This window comes from Cupriavidus sp. FW305-27 (assembly GCF_058787995.1).
In genome coordinates this window covers 1-20257 of the sequence record NZ_JBYTAG010000099.1, presented here as the reverse complement: position 1 = coordinate 20257, position 20257 = coordinate 1, and the positions used below count along the sequence as shown (strand labels likewise).

19 protein-coding genes are annotated in these 20257 nt (G+C 65.0%); all 19 read left to right on the top strand.

Annotated features, from left to right (window positions below; genetic code table 11):
- Positions 1–159: 159 nt before the first annotated feature.
- On the top strand, positions 160–1140 hold the full coding sequence (locus AC3WRI_RS30990; protein WP_010811276.1) for a tripartite tricarboxylate transporter substrate binding protein BugE: 981 nt from the start codon (positions 160–162) through the stop codon (positions 1138–1140).
- Between the two features lie 3 nt (positions 1141–1143).
- On the top strand, positions 1144–2016 hold the full coding sequence (locus tag AC3WRI_RS30985; RefSeq protein WP_492294767.1) for an N-formylglutamate amidohydrolase: 873 nt from the start codon (positions 1144–1146) through the stop codon (positions 2014–2016).
- 211 nt (positions 2017–2227) lie between these two features.
- Positions 2228–4186: a tRNA uridine-5-carboxymethylaminomethyl(34) synthesis enzyme MnmG gene (gene mnmG / locus AC3WRI_RS30980; RefSeq protein WP_010811274.1), complete on the top strand. Its 1959-nt coding sequence runs from the start codon at positions 2228–2230 to the stop codon at positions 4184–4186.
- Between the two features lie 21 nt (positions 4187–4207).
- A complete protein-coding gene (rsmG, locus tag AC3WRI_RS30975) occupies positions 4208–4909 on the top strand; it encodes a 16S rRNA (guanine(527)-N(7))-methyltransferase RsmG (RefSeq protein ID WP_011616232.1) in 702 nt (233 codons plus the stop codon).
- An 84-nt stretch (positions 4910–4993) separates the two neighbouring features.
- The gene (locus tag AC3WRI_RS30970) at positions 4994–5767 is read left to right on the top strand and encodes a ParA family protein (protein ID WP_010811272.1); all 774 of its coding nucleotides are present in this window, start codon (positions 4994–4996) and stop codon (positions 5765–5767) included.
- 14 nt (positions 5768–5781) lie between these two features.
- Entirely contained in the window at positions 5782–6684 is a 903-nt protein-coding gene (locus tag AC3WRI_RS30965; RefSeq protein WP_010811271.1) for a ParB/RepB/Spo0J family partition protein, read from the top strand.
- Positions 6685–7040: 356 nt separating this feature from the next.
- On the top strand, positions 7041–7544 hold the full coding sequence (locus tag AC3WRI_RS30960) for an ATP synthase subunit I (protein WP_010811270.1): 504 nt from the start codon (positions 7041–7043) through the stop codon (positions 7542–7544).
- A gap of 231 nt (positions 7545–7775) precedes the next feature.
- Entirely contained in the window at positions 7776–8642 is an 867-nt protein-coding gene (gene atpB, locus AC3WRI_RS30955; protein WP_037025280.1) for a F0F1 ATP synthase subunit A, read from the top strand.
- A 70-nt stretch (positions 8643–8712) separates the two neighbouring features.
- Positions 8713–8979 carry a F0F1 ATP synthase subunit C gene (gene atpE / locus AC3WRI_RS30950; protein ID WP_010811268.1) on the top strand — a complete coding sequence of 89 codons (267 nt, stop codon included), beginning with the start codon at positions 8713–8715 and terminating at the stop codon, positions 8977–8979.
- Between the two features lie 99 nt (positions 8980–9078).
- Positions 9079–9549, top strand: coding sequence for a F0F1 ATP synthase subunit B (locus tag AC3WRI_RS30945; RefSeq protein WP_010811267.1), 471 nt, complete (start codon positions 9079–9081; stop codon positions 9547–9549).
- Positions 9550–9551: 2 nt separating this feature from the next.
- Positions 9552–10094: a F0F1 ATP synthase subunit delta gene (locus AC3WRI_RS30940; protein WP_010811266.1), complete on the top strand. Its 543-nt coding sequence runs from the start codon at positions 9552–9554 to the stop codon at positions 10092–10094.
- Positions 10095–10133: 39 nt separating this feature from the next.
- Positions 10134–11675, top strand: a complete 1542-nt coding sequence (atpA, locus tag AC3WRI_RS30935) for a F0F1 ATP synthase subunit alpha (protein ID WP_010811265.1) — start codon at positions 10134–10136, stop codon at positions 11673–11675.
- A 74-nt stretch (positions 11676–11749) separates the two neighbouring features.
- Positions 11750–12625: a F0F1 ATP synthase subunit gamma gene (gene atpG / locus AC3WRI_RS30930; protein ID WP_010811264.1), complete on the top strand. Its 876-nt coding sequence runs from the start codon at positions 11750–11752 to the stop codon at positions 12623–12625.
- A gap of 33 nt (positions 12626–12658) precedes the next feature.
- Positions 12659–14062, top strand: a complete 1404-nt coding sequence (atpD, locus tag AC3WRI_RS30925; protein ID WP_010811263.1) for a F0F1 ATP synthase subunit beta — start codon at positions 12659–12661, stop codon at positions 14060–14062.
- A 96-nt stretch (positions 14063–14158) separates the two neighbouring features.
- On the top strand, positions 14159–14575 hold the full coding sequence (locus tag AC3WRI_RS30920; RefSeq protein ID WP_010811262.1) for a F0F1 ATP synthase subunit epsilon: 417 nt from the start codon (positions 14159–14161) through the stop codon (positions 14573–14575).
- A gap of 693 nt (positions 14576–15268) precedes the next feature.
- Positions 15269–15709, top strand: coding sequence for a CoA-binding protein (locus AC3WRI_RS30915; RefSeq protein WP_010811261.1), 441 nt, complete (start codon positions 15269–15271; stop codon positions 15707–15709).
- Between the two features lie 50 nt (positions 15710–15759).
- Positions 15760–16710, top strand: a complete 951-nt coding sequence (locus AC3WRI_RS30910; protein ID WP_011616229.1) for an alpha/beta hydrolase — start codon at positions 15760–15762, stop codon at positions 16708–16710.
- 52 nt (positions 16711–16762) lie between these two features.
- On the top strand, positions 16763–17854 hold the full coding sequence (hemE, locus tag AC3WRI_RS30905; RefSeq protein WP_492294765.1) for a uroporphyrinogen decarboxylase: 1092 nt from the start codon (positions 16763–16765) through the stop codon (positions 17852–17854).
- Positions 17855–18426: 572 nt separating this feature from the next.
- Positions 18427–20257 (top strand): primosomal protein N' (locus AC3WRI_RS30900; RefSeq protein ID WP_492294769.1); only part of this gene is annotated, 1831 nt, incomplete at its 3' end.

Below are 20257 nucleotides of genomic sequence, written 5' to 3'. Positions count from 1 at the left end.
GGGGAGGAAGGGCGGGACGGCTGCCGGAGCGGCCGCCGCAGGATGATCTTTGGTAATGCAAACGTGCAATATAGTCGTTTGTGCCCGCCCGGTAAACGGCTGACACTCGTCCGGTTCATGCACAAAACCAACAGGAGAATCCCCGTGATCCGAGCCAGGATGTCCCGCCGCCAGCTGCTGCTGTCCGGTACCGCCGCCGCTGCCACGCTGGCCTTTGCCGGCAACGCGTTCGCGCAAGCCAATTACCCGACGCGCCCGATCCGTCTGATCGTGCCGTTCGCGGCGGGTGGCTCCACCGACCTGTCGGCGCGCTTGGTGGCAGAGTTTGCCGGCCGCGAGCTGGGCCAGTCGATCGTGGTCGAGAACAAGGGCGGCGCCGGCGGCTCGCTGGGCATGGAGCAGGTGGCCAACGCCGCGCCCGATGGCTACACCATCGGCATGGCCACGGTCAGCACGCATGGTTCCAACCCGGCGGTGTACCCGAAGCTGAAGTACGACCCGATCAAGGACTTTGCCCCGATCACCAACGTGGTGTCGATGCCGAGCGTATTCACGGTGCATCCGAGCGTGCCGGCGAAAACCATGCAGGAGTTTATTGCCTTAGCCAAGGCCAATCCGGGGAAGTATTCAGTTGCCTCGCCGGGCACAGGGACCCTCGGCCACGTAAATCTTGAGAACTTCCAGATGCTGGCGAAGATCCAGCTGCTGCATGTGCCGTACAAGGGCGCCGGCCTTGGACTCAATGACGCGGTGGCAGGGCAGGTCAATGCAATCTCGGACAACCTGGCCTCCGCGCTGCCTCACGTGAAATCGGGCCGCCTGCGCGCGCTGGCGGTGCTTGGCGCCACGCGCTCGCCGCAGTTGCCAAACGTACCCACCTATGCAGAACTGGGCTACAAGGAGATGGGCGACGGCGGTTGGTTCGGCATCGTCGCGCCCGCGAATACGCCGCCCGCCATCGTCGCCAGGCTGAACCAGGCGATCCACAAGGCCATGCAGAACCCCGAGTTCAAGCGCAAGGTGGAAGAATCCGGCGGCACGCTGGTGCCGACTACGCCGGAGCAGTTCAAGGCGCAGATCCAGCAGGCGATGGCGCGCTACGCCCGCGTGGCCAAGGCTGCCGATATCAAGCTGGACTGAGGCATGGCGGAGGCAATCAACCAAGCTGCGGTACTGCCGCCGGTCATCGTACGCCTGCCGGAAGGGGAGGCGCTGCCGCTGGTATGCGACTCGCCGCACAGCGGTACCGAGTACCCGGCTGACTTCGGTGCGGCGATCCCGGCCGCGCGCCTGCGTGGCGGCGAGGATACCCACGTCGATGCCTTGTGGGAGGCCGTGCCCGCAGCAGGTGGTACGCTGCTGGCGGCCACTTTCCCGCGGGTCTATATCGACCCGAACCGGATGCCCGACGACATCGACCCGGCCCAGCTCGACGGCACCTGGCCGACGGCATTGGCCCCGGGGCCGAAGACGCGGCTGGGCTTCGGCCTGATCTGGAGCCGGGTCGACGCCAGCACGCCGATCTATGACCGCCGCCTGTCCGTGACGGAAGTGCAGGCCCGTATAGACCGCTACTACCGGCCATACCATGCGGCGCTGGCCGAGGCCGTGGAGGGCGCCCACCAGCGCTTTGGCGCGCTCTGGCACCTGAACCTGCACTCCATGCCCAACAACGCCTACGAGCGGCTCAAGATCGCCAGCCCGCATCCGCTGGCGGACTTTGTGCTGGGCGACCGTGACGGCACCACCTGCGAGCCGGGACTGGTCGACCTGGTCGAACGGGAACTGCGCGGCATGGGTTACACGGTGGCTCGCAACGACCCGTACAAGGGCGTGCAGCTGATCGCGCAGATTGGCCGGCCGGCCGAGCGGCGCAATAGCCTGCAGATCGAAATCCGGCGGCCGCTGTATATGGACGAGGTGACGCGCGAGCGCAATGCCGGGTTCGCCACCTTGCAGCGCGATCTTGACAAGCTGACCCAGCAGGTTGCGGGCTATATCCGCGCGCAGCTTTGAGGCGCTTGTTCCTCGTGAAACATCAGGCCGGGCCATGTGCCCGGCCTTTTTGTTTCACGTGGAACATAACGTCGCTTTCGAGCGACTCGCCGGGTATCGCCAACGCCATGTTTCACGTGAAACATGGTTACCATCGGAAGGCGGCTAGTCGATTGCCGCTATAATTTCGCATTCCCGTATTTTCCCGCCAGCCTCCCGGAGGAGGTGTCCCATGCTTTACCCAAAAGAATTCGACGTCATCGTCGTCGGCGGTGGCCATGCCGGCACTGAAGCTGCACTCGCCGCGGCCCGTATGGGCTGCCAGACGCTGCTGCTGACTCACAACATCGAGACGCTGGGCCAGATGAGCTGCAACCCGTCTATCGGCGGCATCGGCAAGGGGCACCTGGTCAAGGAAGTGGACGCCATGGGCGGTGCCATGGCCGCCGCCACGGACGAGTCCGGCATTCAGTTCCGCATCCTGAACTCGAGCAAGGGCCCTGCGGTGCGCGCCACGCGCGCCCAGGCTGATCGCGTGCTGTACCGCAAGGCCATCCGTACAAGGCTGGAGAACCAGCCGAACCTGATGCTGTTCCAGCAGGCGGTGGACGACCTGATGGTGGAGGGCGATCGCGTAGTCGGCGCCATGACCCAGGTGGGCATCGCCTTCCGCGCCCGCGCGGTGGTGCTGACCGCCGGTACCTTCCTGGACGGCAAGATCCACGTCGGGCTAGACAACTACACCGGCGGCCGCGCCGGCGACCCGGCAGCAGTGTCGCTGTCGGCACGCCTGAAGGACCTGAAGCTGCCGCAAGGCCGCCTGAAGACCGGCACGCCGCCGCGCATCGACGGCCGCACCATCGATTTCTCGGTGATGGAAGAGCAGCCCGGCGACCTGGATCCGGTGCCGGTGTTCTCCTTCCTGGGTCGTCCGGAGCAGCACCCGCAACAGCTGCCGTGCTGGATCACCCATACCAACAGCCGTACCCACGACATCATTCGTGGCGGGCTGGACCGCTCGCCGATGTACACCGGCGTGATCGAAGGGGTAGGGCCGCGCTACTGCCCCAGCATCGAGGACAAGATCCATCGCTTTGCCACCAAGGAAAGCCACCAGATCTTCCTGGAGCCCGAAGGCCTGACCACCAACGAGTTCTACCCCAACGGGATCTCGACCAGCTTGCCATTCGACGTGCAGCTGGAACTCGTGCACTCGATCCGCGGGATGGAGAACGCGCATATCCTGCGCCCCGGCTATGCGATCGAGTATGACTACTTCGATCCGCGCGGGCTGAAGGCATCGCTGGAGAGCAAGGCCATCAGCGGCCTGTTCTTTGCGGGACAGATCAATGGCACCACCGGCTATGAAGAAGCCGCCGCGCAGGGCCTGCTGGCCGGCATCAACGCTGGCTGCTATGTGCGCGAACGCGATGCGTGGACGCCGCGCCGCGACCAGGCCTACCTGGGTGTGCTGGTCGACGACCTGATTACTCGCGGTGTGACCGAGCCGTACCGCATGTTCACCAGCCGCGCGGAATTCCGCCTGAGCCTGCGGGAAGACAACGCCGATATGCGGCTGACTGAGGTTGGCCGTGAACTGGGCGTGGTCGACGATGCGCGTTGGGATGCCTTCAACCGCAAGCGCGACGCTGTTTCACGTGAAACAGAGCGCCTGAAGAGCACATGGGTGAACCCCGCGATGCTTCCGGGCGAAGACGCCGTGCCGCTGCTGGGCAAGCCGATCGAGCGCGAGTACAGCCTGGCCGACCTGCTGCGCCGGCCAGAAGTCCGCTATGAAGCACTGATGGCGCTGCAGGGTGGCCGCCATGCCCCGGAAACGCCGTTGGACGCCGAGCCGATGCTGGCAGAGCAGATCCGCGAGCAGATCGAGATCGGCATCAAGTACCACGGCTATATCGCCCGCCAGGCGGCGGAGGTCGACAAGCTGGAAGCCAACGAGTCGACGCGCCTGCCGGAAGGGCTGGACTACACCGAAGTGCGTGGCCTGGGCTTCGAGGTCAGCCAGAAGCTGAACCAGCATCGTCCGGAAACGCTGGGCCAGGCCTCGCGCATTTCCGGCGTGACGCCGGCCGCGATCTCGCTGCTGCTGGTGCACCTGAAGAAGAAGGGGCTGGGGCGCACGCGCGCTGAGTCGGGCGCGCCTTCGGGCAACTCTGAAGAGGCTGCTTGAGTGCCCGGTCCGCGACACACCATGACCGACGACGCCACGCAGCGCCGTCGCCTTGAAGCCGGTCTGGCCCAGATCGGACTGGCGCTGGCGCCGGCCCAGATCGACACCTTGTTTGCCTACTTGGCGCTGCTGCGTAAATGGAACGGCGTCTACAACCTGACCGCAATCCGCCACCCCGATGAGATGCTTACGCATCACATGCTGGACTCGCTAGCCGCCGTGCCGGCACTGGCCGAAGCCGCGCGTGCCGCAGAGGTAGGCACGCCGGCGCGGGGCAGGGTATTGGACGTGGGCTCGGGCGGCGGCATGCCCGGCCTGCCGCTGGCCATCGCCTGTCCCGACGTGTCGGTGCTGATGGTGGACATCGTGCAGAAGAAGACCGCCTTCCTGACCCAGTGCCGTGCGCAACTCGGGCTCTCCAATGCCGCGGCGCATTGGGGGCCGGTGGAGAAGCTCGACGATGCCAGCGGCTTTGCCGTGATCACCTCGCGCGCGTTTGCGGAACTGACTGATTTCGTGAACCTGTCGGGCCAGCTCCTTGCACCGCACGGCAAGCTGATCGCCATGAAGGGGGTTTATCCACAGGCCGAGCTGGACCGCATGGAAGCTGCCGGGTTGATGGCGCAATGGCAGGTCGATGCGGTTCCCCGCATCACCGTGCCCGGGCTGGATGCCGAGCGCCACCTGGTGGTGCTGTCGCGGCGCGCAAGCGCCCACGCATGACGTACGCCGCGGCGCTGCGTGCAGCGCCGCGAACTGCCAGCCCCGCGCTGGCCGGATGAATTGAAGCAGGAGCCTCAGTAGCTTATGGCCAAGGTATTCGTGATCGCAAACCAGAAGGGCGGGGTAGGCAAGACCACCACCACGGTGAACCTCGCCGCCGGCCTGGCCGCGCAGGACCAGCGCGTGCTGCTGGTCGACCTGGACCCGCAGGGCAATGCCTCGATGGGTTCGGGCATCGACAAGCAGGCGCTGGAGCACAGCGTGTACCAGGTGCTGGTCGGCCTGGCCAGCATCAAGCAGGCGCGCCAGCGTTCCGAGACCGGCAGGTACGATGTGCTGCCCGCCAACCGCGAACTGGCCGGTGCGGAAGTGGAACTGGTCGAGCTGGACCAGCGCGAGCGCCGCCTCAGGCAGGCCATCGCAGAGGTCAATGACGAATATGATTTCGTGCTGATCGACTGCCCGCCGTCGCTGTCGCTGCTGACGCTGAATGGCCTGTGCGCCGCGCATGGCGTGATCGTGCCGATGCAGTGCGAGTATTTCGCGCTGGAAGGGCTGTCGGATCTGGTCAACACCATCAAGCAGGTGCACGCCAACCTGAATCGCGACCTGCAGGTGATCGGCCTGCTGCGTGTCATGTTCGATCCGCGCGTCACGCTGCAGCAGCAGGTGTCGGCGCAGCTGGAATCGCACTTCGGTGAAAAGGTCTTCAAGACCCTGATCCCGCGCAATGTGCGGCTGGCCGAGGCACCGTCCTATGGCATGCCGGGCGTGGCGTTCGATCCGTCATCGAAGGGCGCCAAGGCGTACCTGGATTTCGGCGCCGAGATGATCGCGCGCGTCAGGCAGCTGGGCTGAAGGAGAGGGCAAGCATGAGCACTGCAAAGAAAAAGGGCCTGGGCCGCGGCCTTGAAGCGTTGCTGGGCGGGCCGGCCGAAATCGTTGAATCGGTGAAGCAGGAGGGTGCGCCCACCGTGCTGCGCCTGAACCAGTTGCAGCCGGGCAAGTACCAGCCGCGCACGCGCATGGATGAAGGCGCGCTGCAGGAACTGGCCGCCAGCATCCGCGCGCAGGGCCTGATGCAGCCGATCCTGGTGCGCCGCGTGGCCGAGCCGGACCGCTATGAAATCATCGCGGGCGAGCGGCGCTTCCGCGCGTCCAAGCTCGCCGGCCTGGACAAGGTGCCGGTGCTGGTGAAGGACGTGGCCGATGAAGCCGCGGCCGCGATGGCGCTGATCGAGAACATCCAGCGCGAAGACCTGAATCCGCTGGAAGAAGCGCAGGGCATCATGCGCCTGATCCGCGAATTCAGTTTCACGCATGAGCAGGCGGCCGAGTCGGTCGGCCGTTCGCGCAGCGCGGTGTCGAACCTGCTGCGCCTGCTGAACCTGGCCGCACCGGTGCAGACCATGCTGATGGCGGGCGACCTCGACATGGGCCACGCGCGCGCGCTGCTGGCGGTGGACGGCGCCAACCAGATCACGCTGGCCAACCAGATCGTGAACAAGCGGCTGTCTGTGCGCGAGACCGAGAAGCTGGTGGCGTCCACGCTCAAGCCGTTCGACCTGAAGTCGCTCAAGCAGAAGGGCGCCAACAACGTGCGCGACGTGGCACGGCTGGAAGAAGAACTGTCCGATGCGCTGGGCCTGGCGGTGCAGATCAAGCTGGGCGCGCGCGGCAAGGGCCAGCTCACCATCCACTTCAGCGACAACGACGCGCTTGAAGGCGTGCTCGTGCGGCTGCGCGAATCGACTGAAAAGCAGAAGGTCGCCTGAGGCAGGGTGCCAAGGCGCGCGTAACTTTGCGTGCGCAATTCGGTGCGATTAACGGCCATTGCGGCGATGACTGTTGCGTGTACGCTGCAGTGTCCGTTCCTGGGACCGGTATACGTACGGCGTACCCGGTAATCCCTCATCATGCGCAGGGTTCGCTGCGCAATCCAATTACGTCAAACATTATTGCTGCGCAATTTTTGTGAAGCCATCATGGCATCGTGATGGCAACCGTTGTGCGCAACACACTGCAAGCTAAATGTAAGCAGATTGACGCGAATCAGTAGTTCCCCTTAAAATCGTGCGGTTTGAATTCTGGTCGGGCCGAAAAGTTCCGGCCTGGAATAAGGCGAGCAGTAGTGGTTCAAGACCGTCAGCAGCGAGGCGCCGGGTCCCGTCAGGAAGATGACTGGGACGACTGGAAAGAAGGCGCAGACCGTGAGGAAGAGGCTGTCGATCCGCTGTCGCACGCCGAGGCGGTGACGCTGTTTGGCGAGCGCGCGTTGCGCCCTTCGCGCATGACCCCGGGCAAGGTTGTCCTGGCGCAGGTGATGGTCACCCTGCTGTCGGCACTGTGCTGGGCGCTGTTCGCGAAAGAGGCCGGCCCGTATGGCTGGTCGGCGCTGTTCGGCGGCATGGTGTGCTTCGTGCCGAGCGGGTTCTTCGCGTTCCGCCTGTGGCTGGCGCGCGACCGGGCTTCGGTCGGCGGACTGGTCCTGGGCGAGGCGATCAAGGTCTTTGGCACGGCGGCTCTGCTGGTGCTGGTGGTGGTGCTGTACCGGGATCTGCGTTGGGTGCCGATGCTGGTCACGTTCCTGCTGGCGCTAAAGACATATTTGGTGGTGGCTCTGGTGATCCGCTAGGCCAGCCGCACGAAGGCGGTGCCTCATCCGGAAATGGGGCACCAAGACGGAATATCAAGATTTGCCGTGCCGGTTTCACAGTGGTGACACCGGACACGGCCAAGGTTGGACCCCGCTTGCATTGCGGTGACCGGCGAATCCGCCGAAGGCAATGCAAGTTGCGTACCGGGCGTTGGCCAGACAGTGGCGGCGCGCGGCCCGAAGATTTCGCAATATACCGTTCGTATCGACATGTCTGATGCTACCCAAGGCGCCGAACACGCGCTGACACCCTCCGGCTATATCGCCGAACACTTGCAGAACTTGAACTCGGTCGGCGGCAAGCAAGCGTCGGTGGTCGATTTCTCCGTGATCAACTACGACACGGTGTTCTGGTCCGTGCTGTGCGGCGCCATCGCCGTGCTGTTCCTGTACGCCGCCGCGCGCCGCGTCACCGCCGGCGTGCCGGGCCGCTTCCAGGCCTTCGTCGAGATGATCGTCGAGATGGTCGATGACCAGGCCAAGGGCATCATCCACGGCGACCGTTCGTGGATCGCGCCGCTGGCGCTGATGGTGTTCTGCTGGATCACCATGATGAACGCGATCGACCTGATCCCGGTGGACTGGGTCAACGGCCTGAATCAAGTCCTCGGCATCTTCCACCTGCACATCCCCCACCACCGCGCAGTGGCCACGGCCGACCTGAACGGCACGCTGGGCATGTCGTGCTCGGTGCTGGTGCTGATGATCTACTACAGCTTCAAGATCAAGGGCACGGGCGGCTTCATGCACGAACTGTTCTCGGCCCCGTTCGGCGCCAAGTGGTATCTGGCCCCGTTCAACCTGGTCCTGAACCTGATCGAATTCCTGGCCAAGGCCGTTTCGCTCGGCATGCGATTGTTCGGCAACATGTACGCCGGCGAACTCGTGTTCCTGCTGATCGCGCTGCTGGGTTCGATCTGGACGTTCGGCGCCGACCTGTCCGCGCTGGGCTTTGTCGGCCACGTGCTGGCCGGCGCGGTATGGGCGATCTTCCACATCCTGATCGTCCTGCTCCAGGCCTTCATCTTCATGATGCTGACGCTGGTGTACATCGGCCAGGCTCACGATCACCACTGATTTTCGGTTTTTCGGTTTTTTGGTTTTTTGGTTTTTTGGTTCTAAGTCTCTCTAAATTAAAGGAGTCGTCATGCAAGAATTTCTCGCCAACATCCAGGGTCTGACCGCCATCGGTATCGGCATCATCATCGGCCTGGGCGCTATCGGCGCCTGCCTGGGTATCGCCCTGATGGGTGGCAAGTACATCGAAGCCTGCGCACGTCAGCCCGAGCTGATGAACCCGCTGCAAACCAAGATGTTCCTGCTGGCTGGCCTGATCGACGCGGCATTCCTGATCGGCGTGGGCGTTGCAATGCTGTTCGCCTTCGCCAACCCGCTGCTGGCTGTCATCAAGTAATTCTTTTCGGTCTGCATGATGCTGACGGGCGGCGCGGGCCACCAGCCTGGCCGCCTTTTGTGCATTTATCTGTAGTTTGATTACCGAAAGGAACACACCATGAATCTGAACGCAACGTTTTTTGCGCAGATGGTCGTGTTCTTCATCCTGTGGTGGGTTGTTGCCAAATTCATTTGGCCGCCGCTGGTGAAGGCGCTCGACGAACGCGCAAAGAAGATCGCCGATGGCCTCGCCGCTGCCGAGAAGGGCAAGGCCGAGCTCGAACTCGCCAACAAGCGTGTGGACCAGGCTATGGCCGAAGCCCGCACCGAGGGTGCACAACGCGTCGCTGACGCCGAGAAGCGCGCCCAGCTGACGGCAGACGAGATCAAGCAAAACGCCCAGGCAGAAGCCGCACGCATCATTGCCCAGGCCAAGGCCGAAGCAGAACAGCAGGTTACCCGCGCACGCGAAGCACTGCGTGACCAGGTTGCCGTGCTGGCCGTCAAGGGTGCCGAGCAGATCCTCAAGCGTGAAGTGAACGCGCAGGTCCACACCGACCTGCTCAATCAACTCAAGGCTGAGCTCTAATCATGGCTGAAACCGCAACCATTGCCCGTCCCTACGCTGAGGCGCTGTTCCGCGTCGCCAGCGAATCGAGCGCAGGCAACCTGGGTGCATGGTCCGAGCTGGTGTCGGAGATGGGGCAGGTTGCTGCCAATCCCGACATGAAGGCGGTAGCCGGCGATCCGAACGTTCCCGGCGACAAGCTGGCCGAACTGTTCCTGTCGGTGCTGAAGTCCCCGCTGAATGACGAGGCTCGCCGCTTCGTCAAGCTGCTGGTGGATAACGGCCGCCTGACGGTGATGCCGGAAATCGCCGAGCAGTTCCATGTGCTCAAGAACGCCCGCGAAGGGTCGTCGGATGTCGAGATCACCAGCGCATTCCCGCTGGAAGGTTCGCAGTTGAACGACCTGGTCGCTGCACTCGAACGCAAGTTCGGCCGCAAGCTGTACGCGCAGGTGGCGGTGGACCCGTCCCTGATCGGCGGCGTGAGCGTCAAGGTCGGCGACGAAGTGCTCGACACCTCCGTGCGTTCGCGCCTGGCTGCCATGCAAGCCACGCTGACCGCCTGACCGCACCGGCCGACGGATTGAAGAATTAGGAGCATTGTGATGCAACTGAACCCCTCAGAAATCAGCGAGCTGATCAAGTCCCGCATCTCGGGCCTTGGCGCTGAAGCTGAAGTGCGCAATACCGGCACGGTGATCTCCGTGACCGATGGCATCTGCCGCGTGCATGGCCTGTCCGGCGTGATGCAGGGCGAGATGCTGGAATTCCCCGGCAACACCTTCGGCCTCGCGCTGAACCTCGAGCGCGACTCGGTCGGCGCCGTGGTGCTGGGTGAGTACGAACATATTTCCGAAGGCGACACGGTCAAGTGCACCGGCCGCATTCTGGAAGTGCCGGTGGGCAAGGAACTGCTGGGCCGCGTGGTGAACACGCTGGGCCAGCCGATCGACGGCAAGGGCCCGATCAACGCCAAGGAAACGGACGTGATCGAGAAGGTCGCCCCGGGCGTGATCGCGCGTCAGTCGGTGAGCCAGCCGGTGCAGACCGGCCTGAAGTCGATCGACGCGATGGTGCCGATCGGCCGTGGCCAGCGTGAGCTGATCATTGGCGACCGCCAGACCGGCAAGACCGCCGTCGCTGTCGACGCCATCATCAACCAGAAGGGCAAGGGCGTCTTCTGCGTCTACGTGGCAGTCGGCCAGAAGGCTTCGACGATCGCCAACGTGGTGCGCAAGCTGGAAGAGCACGGCGCGATGGAATACACCGTCGTCGTGGCCGCCGCCGCTTCGGACTCCGCCGCCATGCAGTACCTGGCACCGTACGCCGGCTGCACCATGGGCGAGTACTTCCGCGACCGCGGCGAAGACGCGCTGATCGTCTATGACGACCTGACCAAGCAAGCCTGGGCCTACCGCCAGGTGTCGCTGCTGCTGCGCCGCCCGCCGGGCCGCGAAGCCTACCCGGGCGACGTGTTCTACCTGCACTCGCGCCTGCTGGAGCGTGCTGCCCGCGTGAACGCCGACTACGTCGAGAAGTTCACCAACGGCGCCGTCAAGGGCAAGACCGGTTCGCTGACCGCGCTGCCGGTGATCGAAACGCAGGCCGGCGACGTGTCCGCGTTCGTTCCGACCAACGTGATCTCGATCACGGACGGCCAGATCTTCCTGGAAACCGACCTGTTCAACGCTGGTATCCGCCCCGCTATCAACGCCGGTATCTCGGTGTCGCGCGTCGGTGGTGCAGCCCAGACCAAGGTGGTGAAGAACCTGTCCGGCGGTATCCGTACCGACCTGGCCCAGTATCGTGAGCTGGCTGCGTTCGCGCAGTTCGCCTCGGACCTGGACGATGCCACCCGCAAGCAGCTCGAACGCGGCCGCCGCGTGACCGAACTGCTCAAGCAGCCGCAATACCAGCCGCTGCAAGTGTGGCAGCTGGCCGCGTCGCTGTTCGCCGCCAACAACGGCTTCCTCGACAACGTGGAAGTGAAGGACATTCTGCCGTTCGAGAAGGGCCTGCACGACCATCTGAAGACCAAGTACGCCGATCTCATCAACCGCATCGAAGAGACCAAGCAGCTCTCGAAGGAAGATGAAGCCGCCCTGCGTGCCGCTGTCGAGGATTTCAAGAAGTCCGCCGCGTTCTAACCGCGTGATTCCACGACACCGCCGCCGCGCCTGGCTCACGCCGGCGCGGCGCTGGTTCGGATGGAGAGGAAGATATGGCCGGAACGAAAGAGATTCGAACCAAGATCAAGAGCGTGCAGAACACGCGCAAGATCACCAAGGCGATGGAGATGGTCGCCGCGTCCAAGATGCGCAAGGCGCAGGAGCGGATGCGCAGTGCCCGTCCCTACGCCGAGAAGGTGCGCAACATTGCGGCGCACCTGGCTACGGCCAACCCCGAGTTCAAGCACCCGTTCATGCAGGAACGCGAAGTCAAGCGCGTCGGCATGATCGTGGTCACGACCGACAAGGGGCTGTGTGGCGGCCTGAACACGAACGTGTTGCGCGCCGTCACCAATGAACTGAAGACCCTGCAGGGCCGCGGCGTGGACGTGCAAGCCACCGCCATCGGCACCAAGGGCATGCAGTTCCTGGGCCGCGTCGGTGCCAAGGTGATCTCGCACGTGGTGCACCTCGGTGACACCCCGCATCTGGAAAAGCTGATCGGCGCGATCAAGGTCCAGCTCGATGCCTTCACCAATGGTGAGGTCGACGCGGTGTACCTGGCGTACACCAAGTTCATCAATACGATGAAGCAGGAACCGATGGTCGAGCAGCTGCTGCCGCTCGCCGCCGACAAGCTGGTTCAGACCGAGGAAGAGAAGCGCGCCTACTCGTGGGATTACATCTACGAGCCCGACGCCCAGACCGTAGTGGAAGAGCTGCTCGTCCGCTACGTCGAGGCGCTGGTGTACCAGGCCGTGGCCGAGAACATGGCGTCCGAGCAATCGGCGCGCATGGTGGCCATGAAGGCTGCGTCCGACAACGCCAAGAACGTGATCGGCGAACTGCAACTGGTCTACAACAAGACCCGTCAGGCCGCGATTACCAAGGAACTGTCGGAAATCGTCAGCGGCGCAGCTGCGGTCTAAGGCGTCACGAATTCAAGCTATCGGAGATACGAAATGAGTATCGGAAATATTGTGCAGTGTATTGGCGCCGTGGTGGACATCGAGTTCCCCCGTGACGCAATGCCGAAGGTGTACGACGCGCTCGTGCTGGAAGACTCCGGCGACGCCTCGTTCGCCGAAAAGGGCCTGACCTTCGAAGTCCAGCAACAGCTCGGTGACGGCGTGGTGCGTACCATTGCCCTGGGCTCGTCGGACGGTCTGCGCCGCGGTATGGAAGTGAAGAGCACCGGCGCCCCGATTTCGGTGCCGGTCGGTCACGGCACGCTGGGCCGCATCATGGACGTGCTGGGTCGCCCGATCGACGAAGCCGGCCCGATCGCCTCGGACGAGCTGCGCGCGATTCACCAGAAGGCCCCGAAGTTCGACGAACTGTCGCCGTCGGTTGACCTGCTGGAAACCGGCATCAAGGTGATCGACCTGGTCTGCCCGTTCGCAAAGGGCGGCAAGGTGGGCCTGTTCGGTGGTGCCGGCGTGGGCAAGACCGTCAACATGATGGAGCTCATCAACAACATCGCCAAGCAGCACAGCGGTCTGTCGGTGTTCGCCGGCGTGGGCGAGCGTACCCGTGAAGGGAACGACTTCTACCACGAAATGAAGGACTCGAACGTGCTCGACAAGGTGGCCATGGTGTTCGGCCAGATGAACGAGCCGCCGGGCAACCGTCTGCGCGTGGCGCTGACCGGCCTGACCATGGCCGAGCGCTTCCGTGACGAAGGCCGTGACATCCTGTTCTTCGTGGACAACATCTACCGCTACACGCTGGCCGGTACCGAAGTGTCCGCACTGCTGGGCCGTATGCCTTCCGCCGTGGGCTACCAGCCGACGCTGGCAGAAGAAATGGGCAAGCTGCAGGAACGTATCACGTCGACCAAGACTGGCTCGATCACGTCGATCCAGGCCGTGTACGTGCCTGCGGATGACTTGACCGACCCGTCGCCGGCAACCACCTTCCTGCACCTGGACTCGACCGTGGTGCTGTCGCGTGACATCGCTGCACTGGGTATCTACCCCGCAGTGGATCCGCTGGACTCGACCTCGCGCCAGCTGGACCCGCAGGTTGTCGGCACGGAACACTACGAAGTGGCCCGCCGCGTTCAGCAGACCCTGCAGCGCTACAAGGAACTGCGCGACATCATCGCGATTCTGGGCATGGACGAACTGTCGCCGGAAGACAAGCTGGCAGTGAACCGCGCTCGTAAGATCCAGCGTTTCCTGTCGCAGCCGTTCCACGTGGCGGAAGTGTTCACGGGTTCGCCGGGCAAGTACGTGCCGCTGAAGGAAACCATCCGCGGCTTCAAGATGCTGGTGGACGGCGAGTGCGATCACCTGCCCGAGCAGGCGTTCTACATGGTCGGCTCGATCGACGAAGCCTTCGAAAAGGCCAAGAAGCTCCAGTAAGCCTTGCTCATCACTCCCGCCTGGCGGTGGGAGTGATGGCCGGCCACCCCTGCGTGTCCGGCCGCCTGAGCAAAGCGATTGGAGAAAGGATCTGATATGGCAACCATTCTTGTAGACGTCGTCAGCGCGGAAGCGTCGATCTTCTCCGGCCAGGCGAAGTTCGTGGCGCTGCCGGGCGAGTCGGGTGAACTGGGCATTCTGCCGGGCCACACGCCGCTGATCACGCGCATCCAGCCGGGTGCGGTGCGGATCGAGAAGGAAGACGGCAGCGAAGAGTTCGTGTTCGTTGCCGGCGGCATTCTCGAAGTCCAGCCCAAGCACGTCACCGTGCTGGCCGACACCGCTATCCGCGGTGGCGACCTGGACGAAGCCAAGGCGCAGGAAGCCAAGCGTGCTGCCGAAGAGCTGATGCAGAACCAGAGCAGCGATCTGGATCTGGCACGCGCTCAGAGCGAGCTCGCCGTGGCGGCTGCCCAACTGGCTGCCATCGCCCGCCTGCGTCGTAAGAAGTAAGCAATTAGTGGCTTGTCGCGCTGTTGTTTTTCTGGCGCGACAATGAAAAAGGCAGCCGCATGGCTGCCTTTTTCTTGGGCGTGGCGATATGCTTTTATCCCGCCTGGACAAAAAAAAGCGCGCGGGCCGGGGAGGCTCCGCGCGGACGGGAAAATCCCTTCGAGGGGTCAATTCGAAGGAACGGGTTCGGTCCAGGTCGACAATCAAGGCGCAACGGATATCCAATATCCGACCAGAGGCCGCAAAGGCCACGCGCTGCAACGGTCTGCCTGGTGCTCCGGTCCAGCGGCGATCTGCTGGATCGGAAAATCGGGTTACTGCTTCAAAAGGCTTTCTTCACCACGCCCCTTTAAGTCTGCACAGCCTTATTTACTGGGGCGCCACACGCCGGACACCGGGTGTGTCAATGTATTGTGGGGGAAACTCCCCGGCATGGCAGTAACAAAATGTATCGTTTTGCAAGAAGTTGAAAGCCAGAGGCGCCGGGATCTGGCGTGTTCGGCATATTTTCACGCGTTCACATCACGTTAGCCGCAGAAACGTGTCGTTGTATTATCTTTGATGACGCGATTTCCATGTTCGCTCCCCCACCAATCCCTGCGTGACAATTCCGGTTACGATTCAGGACGTCTGTGGCCTTCGCGTTGCGTTTTTGCATGTCCGCGGGCCCGCCCTTGTCCACCCGGAGACGCGATGCGCCCTGAGATGCAGCAAGCCATACAAGCCATGCTGGCGATGAAGACCGTGGCCGTGGTCGGCCTGTCCGACCGCCCGGAGCGTCCCAGTCATGAGGTTGCGGAATTCCTGCAGGACCATGGCTTCCGGATCGTGCCGGTCAATCCGCGTCATGCCGGCGAACGCATTCTGGGCGAGACCTGCCACGCCACGCTGCGCGAAGCCGCCGACGCTGCCGCGGCAGCCGGCAGTCCCATCGCGTGGGTCGACATCTTCCGCCGTGCCGAGGAAACGCCGGGCGTGGTCGATGAGGCCATCGCCATTGGCGCACAGGGTGTCTGGCTGCAGCTGGGCATCGTCAACGACCACGCCGTGCGCCGCGCTGCCGATGCCGGCCTGCTGGCGGTGCAGGATTGCTGCAGCAAGGTCGAGCTGACGCGCCAGCTCGGGCTGGACTGATTCCCGCCCCGGCACCCTTTCTTTTTCCGCTTTCCCATCAGTCGCCAACCATGGCCATCGATCCGCAACTGCTTGCCTATTACCGCCGCCTGGCGGAGCGCTATGCCAATGCGCCCGCGCCTGCCGACATTCCCGCGCAGCGGGCCCGTTTTGCCGAGATCGCGGCGGCGTCGCTGTTGCCGGATCCGGCAGGCATCACGGTGCAGGACCTAGAGCTTGCGCTCTCCGGCCGCTCGCTGGGCGCCAGGCTGTTCCGCCCGGCCGGCGAGACCGCGCCGCGGCTGGTGGTCTACTTCCACGGTGGCGGCTGGGTGATCGGCTCGCCGCAGACGCACCATACGGTTGCAGCGTTGCTTGCGGCCGACACGGGCTGCGCGGTGGCCAGCGTCGACTACCGCCTCGCACCCGAGCACGCGTTCCCGGCTCCCTGCGACGATGCCTCCGAGGCAGTGCAGTGGTTCGCCGGTGAACGTCAGGCACTCGGGCTGGCGACCGATTTCCTGGCCGTGGCGGGCGACAGCGCCGGCGGCCACCTGGCGGCGCAGGCAGCGCAGCAGCTCAACGGCGGCGGCGCGGTGCAGGTCGATGCGCAACTGCTGATCTATCCGGTGACGGCGCCGGTGCTCAGCACCGAAAGCTACCGCGCCTTTGCCGACGGTCCCGGCCTGACGCGTGACGAGATGGCCTGGTTCTGGACCCAGTTCATCGGCGCCGAGGCCCTGGCGGAGGGCACCGCCCACCCCGACCACCGCGTGCACCTGATGGCCGCGCCGCTGGTGCGCCCGCCCGCCACCGTGCTGATGGTGGCCGCGCACGACGTGCTGCGCGACGACGGCCTGGCCTATGCCGACTTCCTGGTGCGCCACGACGCCCCGGTGGTCACCATCGAGGCCAGTGGCATGACCCACGGCTTCGCACGGCTGCAGCCCGATGCCGAACGCGCGCGCGAATGGATGCGGCGTGCCGCAGCGGCCTTCACCGGGATGATCGACGACGTCTGAGCGGCATCCAGCCGCAGCCATCCCTTAGAATGGCGGTCTTACGAGGATGACCATGACCGCACTGCAGAACGATACCTTCCTGCGCGCGCTGCGCCGCCAGCCGACCGAATACACGCCGCTGTGGCTGATGCGCCAGGCGGGCCGCTACCTGCCCGAGTACAACGCCACGCGCGCCCGCGCCGGCAGCTTCCTCGGGCTGGCCAAGAACCCGGCCTACGCCACGGAAGTGACACTGCAGCCGCTGGACCGCTATCCGCTGGACGCGGCGATTCTCTTTTCCGACATCCTGACCGTGCCCGACGCGATGGGCCTGGGCCTGTCGTTCGCGCAGGGCGAGGGCCCGCGCTTTGCCCATCCGCTGCGCACCGAAGCCGACGTGCAGAAACTGGCCGTGCCGGACATGACGTCGCTGCAGTATGTCTTTGACGCGGTAAGCGAAATCCGCCGCGCACTGGTCCAGGACGGCCGCCAGCGCGTGCCGCTGATCGGATTTTCCGGCAGCCCCTGGACGCTGGCCTGCTACATGGTCGAAGGCGGCGGCTCGGACGACTTCCGCACGGTCAAGGCGATGATGTACGGCCGCCCGGACCTGATGCACCGCATTCTCGAGATCAACGCCCAGGCGGTGACCGAATACCTGAATGCCCAGATCGAAGCCGGCGCGCAGGCCGTGATGATTTTCGACACCTGGGGCGGGGCGCTCGCCGACGGCATGTACCAGGCGTTCTCGCTGGCCTATATGCGCCGGGTGCTGGCCGGCCTGAAGCGCGAGCACGATGGCCAGCAGGTGCCCGCGATCGTCTTTACCAAGGGCGGCGGCCTGTGGCTCGAGGCGCTGGCTGACACCGGCGCCGACGCGATCGGGTTGGACTGGACCGTCAACCTGGCCGAAGCGCGCCGCCGCACCGGCGGGCGCGTGGCGCTGCAGGGCAATATCGACCCGACCGTGCTGTTCGCCCCTGAGGCCGCGATCCGCGAGCAGGTGCGCGGCGTGCTGGACAGCTATGCCGCCGCCGGGGGCAGTGATGGCCACGTATTCAACCTTGGCCACGGCATCTCGCAGTTCACGCCGCCGGATAACGTCTCGGTGCTGGTGGATGAAGTGCATCGCCACAGCCGCAAGCTGCGCGCCGGGCAGAAGTGACGATGACAGTATGCGGCCGGCGTGGCTGCTGCTGCGGTGCCCTGCGCTGCAGCGCACCGGCGCCCCAGCGTACCCAGTGCTGCGGGAGCCGCGCCGCCGGACCCTGTCAAGTTAACTTTTTCGCCAGCATTCGCCAAAAAGGTGCTCGGACTTGACTGGCGGTACTTGACTTATGCACACCGATAGGTTTGCCGCAGTGCGGAACAGGGTTATTCCCTAACCTATCCGGGGGATGTTTGCAAGCCCTTGATTTTTAAGGATTTGGAAGAATTGCAAAGGAAGGGCCGATGCCGGTGGATCCCTTGTTTCGCGGGGCTTCCCGGCCAGCCAGTGCGACTTTTCAACAAAGTTATCCACAGGGGCGGTGGAATTAGTGGAAAACCAGTCATCTATCATCGACTTAGGGCCACATTTGAAGTTTTACTTTAAGTTGATGTTGCGCCGCACACTAGATTCCCACTCTTATTGCGCCAGGCGCCCGTTGCACAAAGGTTGCGCAACGGCGGTGCACCAGGAAGGGCCGCATGGCGCCAGCTAGCGGCGCGCTTCCGGTGGTCGAGGACAGCACGGCGATGGGCGCCGTGATGCCGACCGCCGCCGCGCAGTCAGTCATCCGGGTCGCGCTGGACACCCCCGCCGACGACTGCTTCGACTATCTCGCCACGCCCGAGGTCGCCCCGGGTGACCTGGTGGTGGTGCCGTTCGGTCGCCGCAGCATGGTCGGCGTGGCGGTGGCGTACGCTGACAGCTCCGATGTGCCCGCCGACCGGCTACGCCCGGTGGCGCAGCGCCTGGAATGGATGCCGCCGCTGCAGCCCGACTGGATCGGGCTGGCCGCCTTTGCCGCGCGCTACTACCAGCGCCGCCTGGGCGAAGTGATGCTGCCGGCCTTGCCGCCGGCCTTGCGCGAGGCCGAGGGCTGGCCGGGCCTGGCCCAGCGTGCCCGCACCGACGAATACCGCCTGCTGCCCGGGCATGCAGAGGCCCTGCTGGCCGCCGTGCCGCCACGCGCACGCAGCGTGCGCGCCCTGGCACAGGCGCTGGCCGAGCGCGCCGCCGCGGCCGAGCCGCTGACGCTGGCCGACGCCCGCGTGCTGTGCGCGGCGGCACCGGCGCGGCTGGCCGAATGGCAGGCCGCCGGCTGGGTCGAGGCCAGCCGCACCGCGCGCCCCCTGCTGCCGACCGACTCCGCACAGCCGCCATCGGCCGCGCCGCCGCTGCACGACGAGCAGCGCGCCGCGGTGCAGGCAATTGCCGAGGCCGAGGGCTTCGCGCCGTTCCTGCTGCACGGGGTGACCGGCAGCGGCAAGACCGAGGTCTACCTGCATGCGATGCAGGCGCTGCTCGAACGCGACCCCCAGGCCCAGGTGCTGATGCTGGTGCCTGAAATCAACCTGACCCCGCAATTGCAGGCCCGCATCGCTGCACGCTTCCCGCACCTGCCGCTGGCGGTGCTGCACAGCGGCCTGGCCGACCAGGAGCGCAGCCTGCAGTGGCTGGCCGCGCACCGCGGCGAGGCCCGCATCGTGCTGGGCACGCGCATGGCGGTGATGGCCTCGCTGCCGGCGCTGGCGCTGATCGTGGTCGACGAGGAACACGACACTTCCTACAAGCAGCAGGAAGGGCTGCGCTACTCGGCGCGCGACCTGGCGGTGTGGCGCGCCAAGCAGCGCGGCATTGCCGTGGTGCTTGGTTCGGCCACGCCGTCGATGGAGACCTGGTGGCGGGCCGGGCAGGGCACTTACCGCAAGCTGGTGCTGCGCGAGCGCGCCCAGGCCGAAGCGACCCTGCCGACAGTGCGCCTGGTCGACCTGAACCACGAGCGCCAGCGCCAGCGCCCGCTGTTCGAAGGCTTGTCGGTGCCGCTGCTGGAAGCCATCGACGCGCGCCTGGCGCGCGGCGAGCAGAGCCTGCTGTTCCTGAACCGCCGCGGCTACGCGCCGGTGATTGCCTGCGACAGCTGCGGCTGGCTGTCGGGCTGCCCGCGCTGCTCGGCCTACCTGGTGCTGCACCGCCCCGAACGGCGCCTGCGCTGCCACCACTGCGGCCTGGAGGCGCCGGTGCCGCACCACTGCCCGGACTGCGGCAACGTCGACATCGCGCCGCTGGGGCGTGGCACGCAGCGCATCGAAGAGGCATTGGCGACGCGCTTCCCGCAGGCGCGCATCGCCCGCATCGACGCAGATTCCACGCGCCGCAAGGGCAGCGCGCAAGCCATGTTCGACGAAGTCCATGCCGGCGAAGTCGACATCCTGGTGGGCACGCAGATGGTGGCCAAGGGGCATGACTTCCAGCGCGTGACCCTGGTCGGCATCGTCCATCCGGACGCGGCCATGTTCAGCCATGACTTCCGCGCCGCCGAGCATCTGTTCGCCTCGCTGATGCAGGTGGCCGGGCGGGCAG

Coding starts and splice junctions, on each gene's coding strand:
- atpB (WP_037025280.1), top strand. CDS start 7,776: ATGTCTGATGCTACCCAAGGCGCCGAACACGCGCTGACACCCTCCGGC.
- AC3WRI_RS30965 (WP_010811271.1), top strand. CDS start 5,782: ATGAGCACTGCAAAGAAAAAGGGCCTGGGCCGCGGCCTTGAAGCGTTG.
- atpA (WP_010811265.1), top strand. CDS start 10,134: ATGCAACTGAACCCCTCAGAAATCAGCGAGCTGATCAAGTCCCGCATC.
- rsmG (WP_011616232.1), top strand. CDS start 4,208: ATGACCGACGACGCCACGCAGCGCCGTCGCCTTGAAGCCGGTCTGGCC.
- AC3WRI_RS30970 (WP_010811272.1), top strand. CDS start 4,994: ATGGCCAAGGTATTCGTGATCGCAAACCAGAAGGGCGGGGTAGGCAAG.
- AC3WRI_RS30915 (WP_010811261.1), top strand. CDS start 15,269: ATGCGCCCTGAGATGCAGCAAGCCATACAAGCCATGCTGGCGATGAAG.
- AC3WRI_RS30945 (WP_010811267.1), top strand. CDS start 9,079: ATGAATCTGAACGCAACGTTTTTTGCGCAGATGGTCGTGTTCTTCATC.
- AC3WRI_RS30910 (WP_011616229.1), top strand. CDS start 15,760: ATGGCCATCGATCCGCAACTGCTTGCCTATTACCGCCGCCTGGCGGAG.
- AC3WRI_RS30920 (WP_010811262.1), top strand. CDS start 14,159: ATGGCAACCATTCTTGTAGACGTCGTCAGCGCGGAAGCGTCGATCTTC.
- AC3WRI_RS30985 (WP_492294767.1), top strand. CDS start 1,144: ATGGCGGAGGCAATCAACCAAGCTGCGGTACTGCCGCCGGTCATCGTA.
- atpD (WP_010811263.1), top strand. CDS start 12,659: ATGAGTATCGGAAATATTGTGCAGTGTATTGGCGCCGTGGTGGACATC.
- atpE (WP_010811268.1), top strand. CDS start 8,713: ATGCAAGAATTTCTCGCCAACATCCAGGGTCTGACCGCCATCGGTATC.
- AC3WRI_RS30990 (WP_010811276.1), top strand. CDS start 160: ATGTCCCGCCGCCAGCTGCTGCTGTCCGGTACCGCCGCCGCTGCCACG.
- AC3WRI_RS30940 (WP_010811266.1), top strand. CDS start 9,552: ATGGCTGAAACCGCAACCATTGCCCGTCCCTACGCTGAGGCGCTGTTC.
- mnmG (WP_010811274.1), top strand. CDS start 2,228: ATGCTTTACCCAAAAGAATTCGACGTCATCGTCGTCGGCGGTGGCCAT.
- atpG (WP_010811264.1), top strand. CDS start 11,750: ATGGCCGGAACGAAAGAGATTCGAACCAAGATCAAGAGCGTGCAGAAC.
- hemE (WP_492294765.1), top strand. CDS start 16,763: ATGACCGCACTGCAGAACGATACCTTCCTGCGCGCGCTGCGCCGCCAG.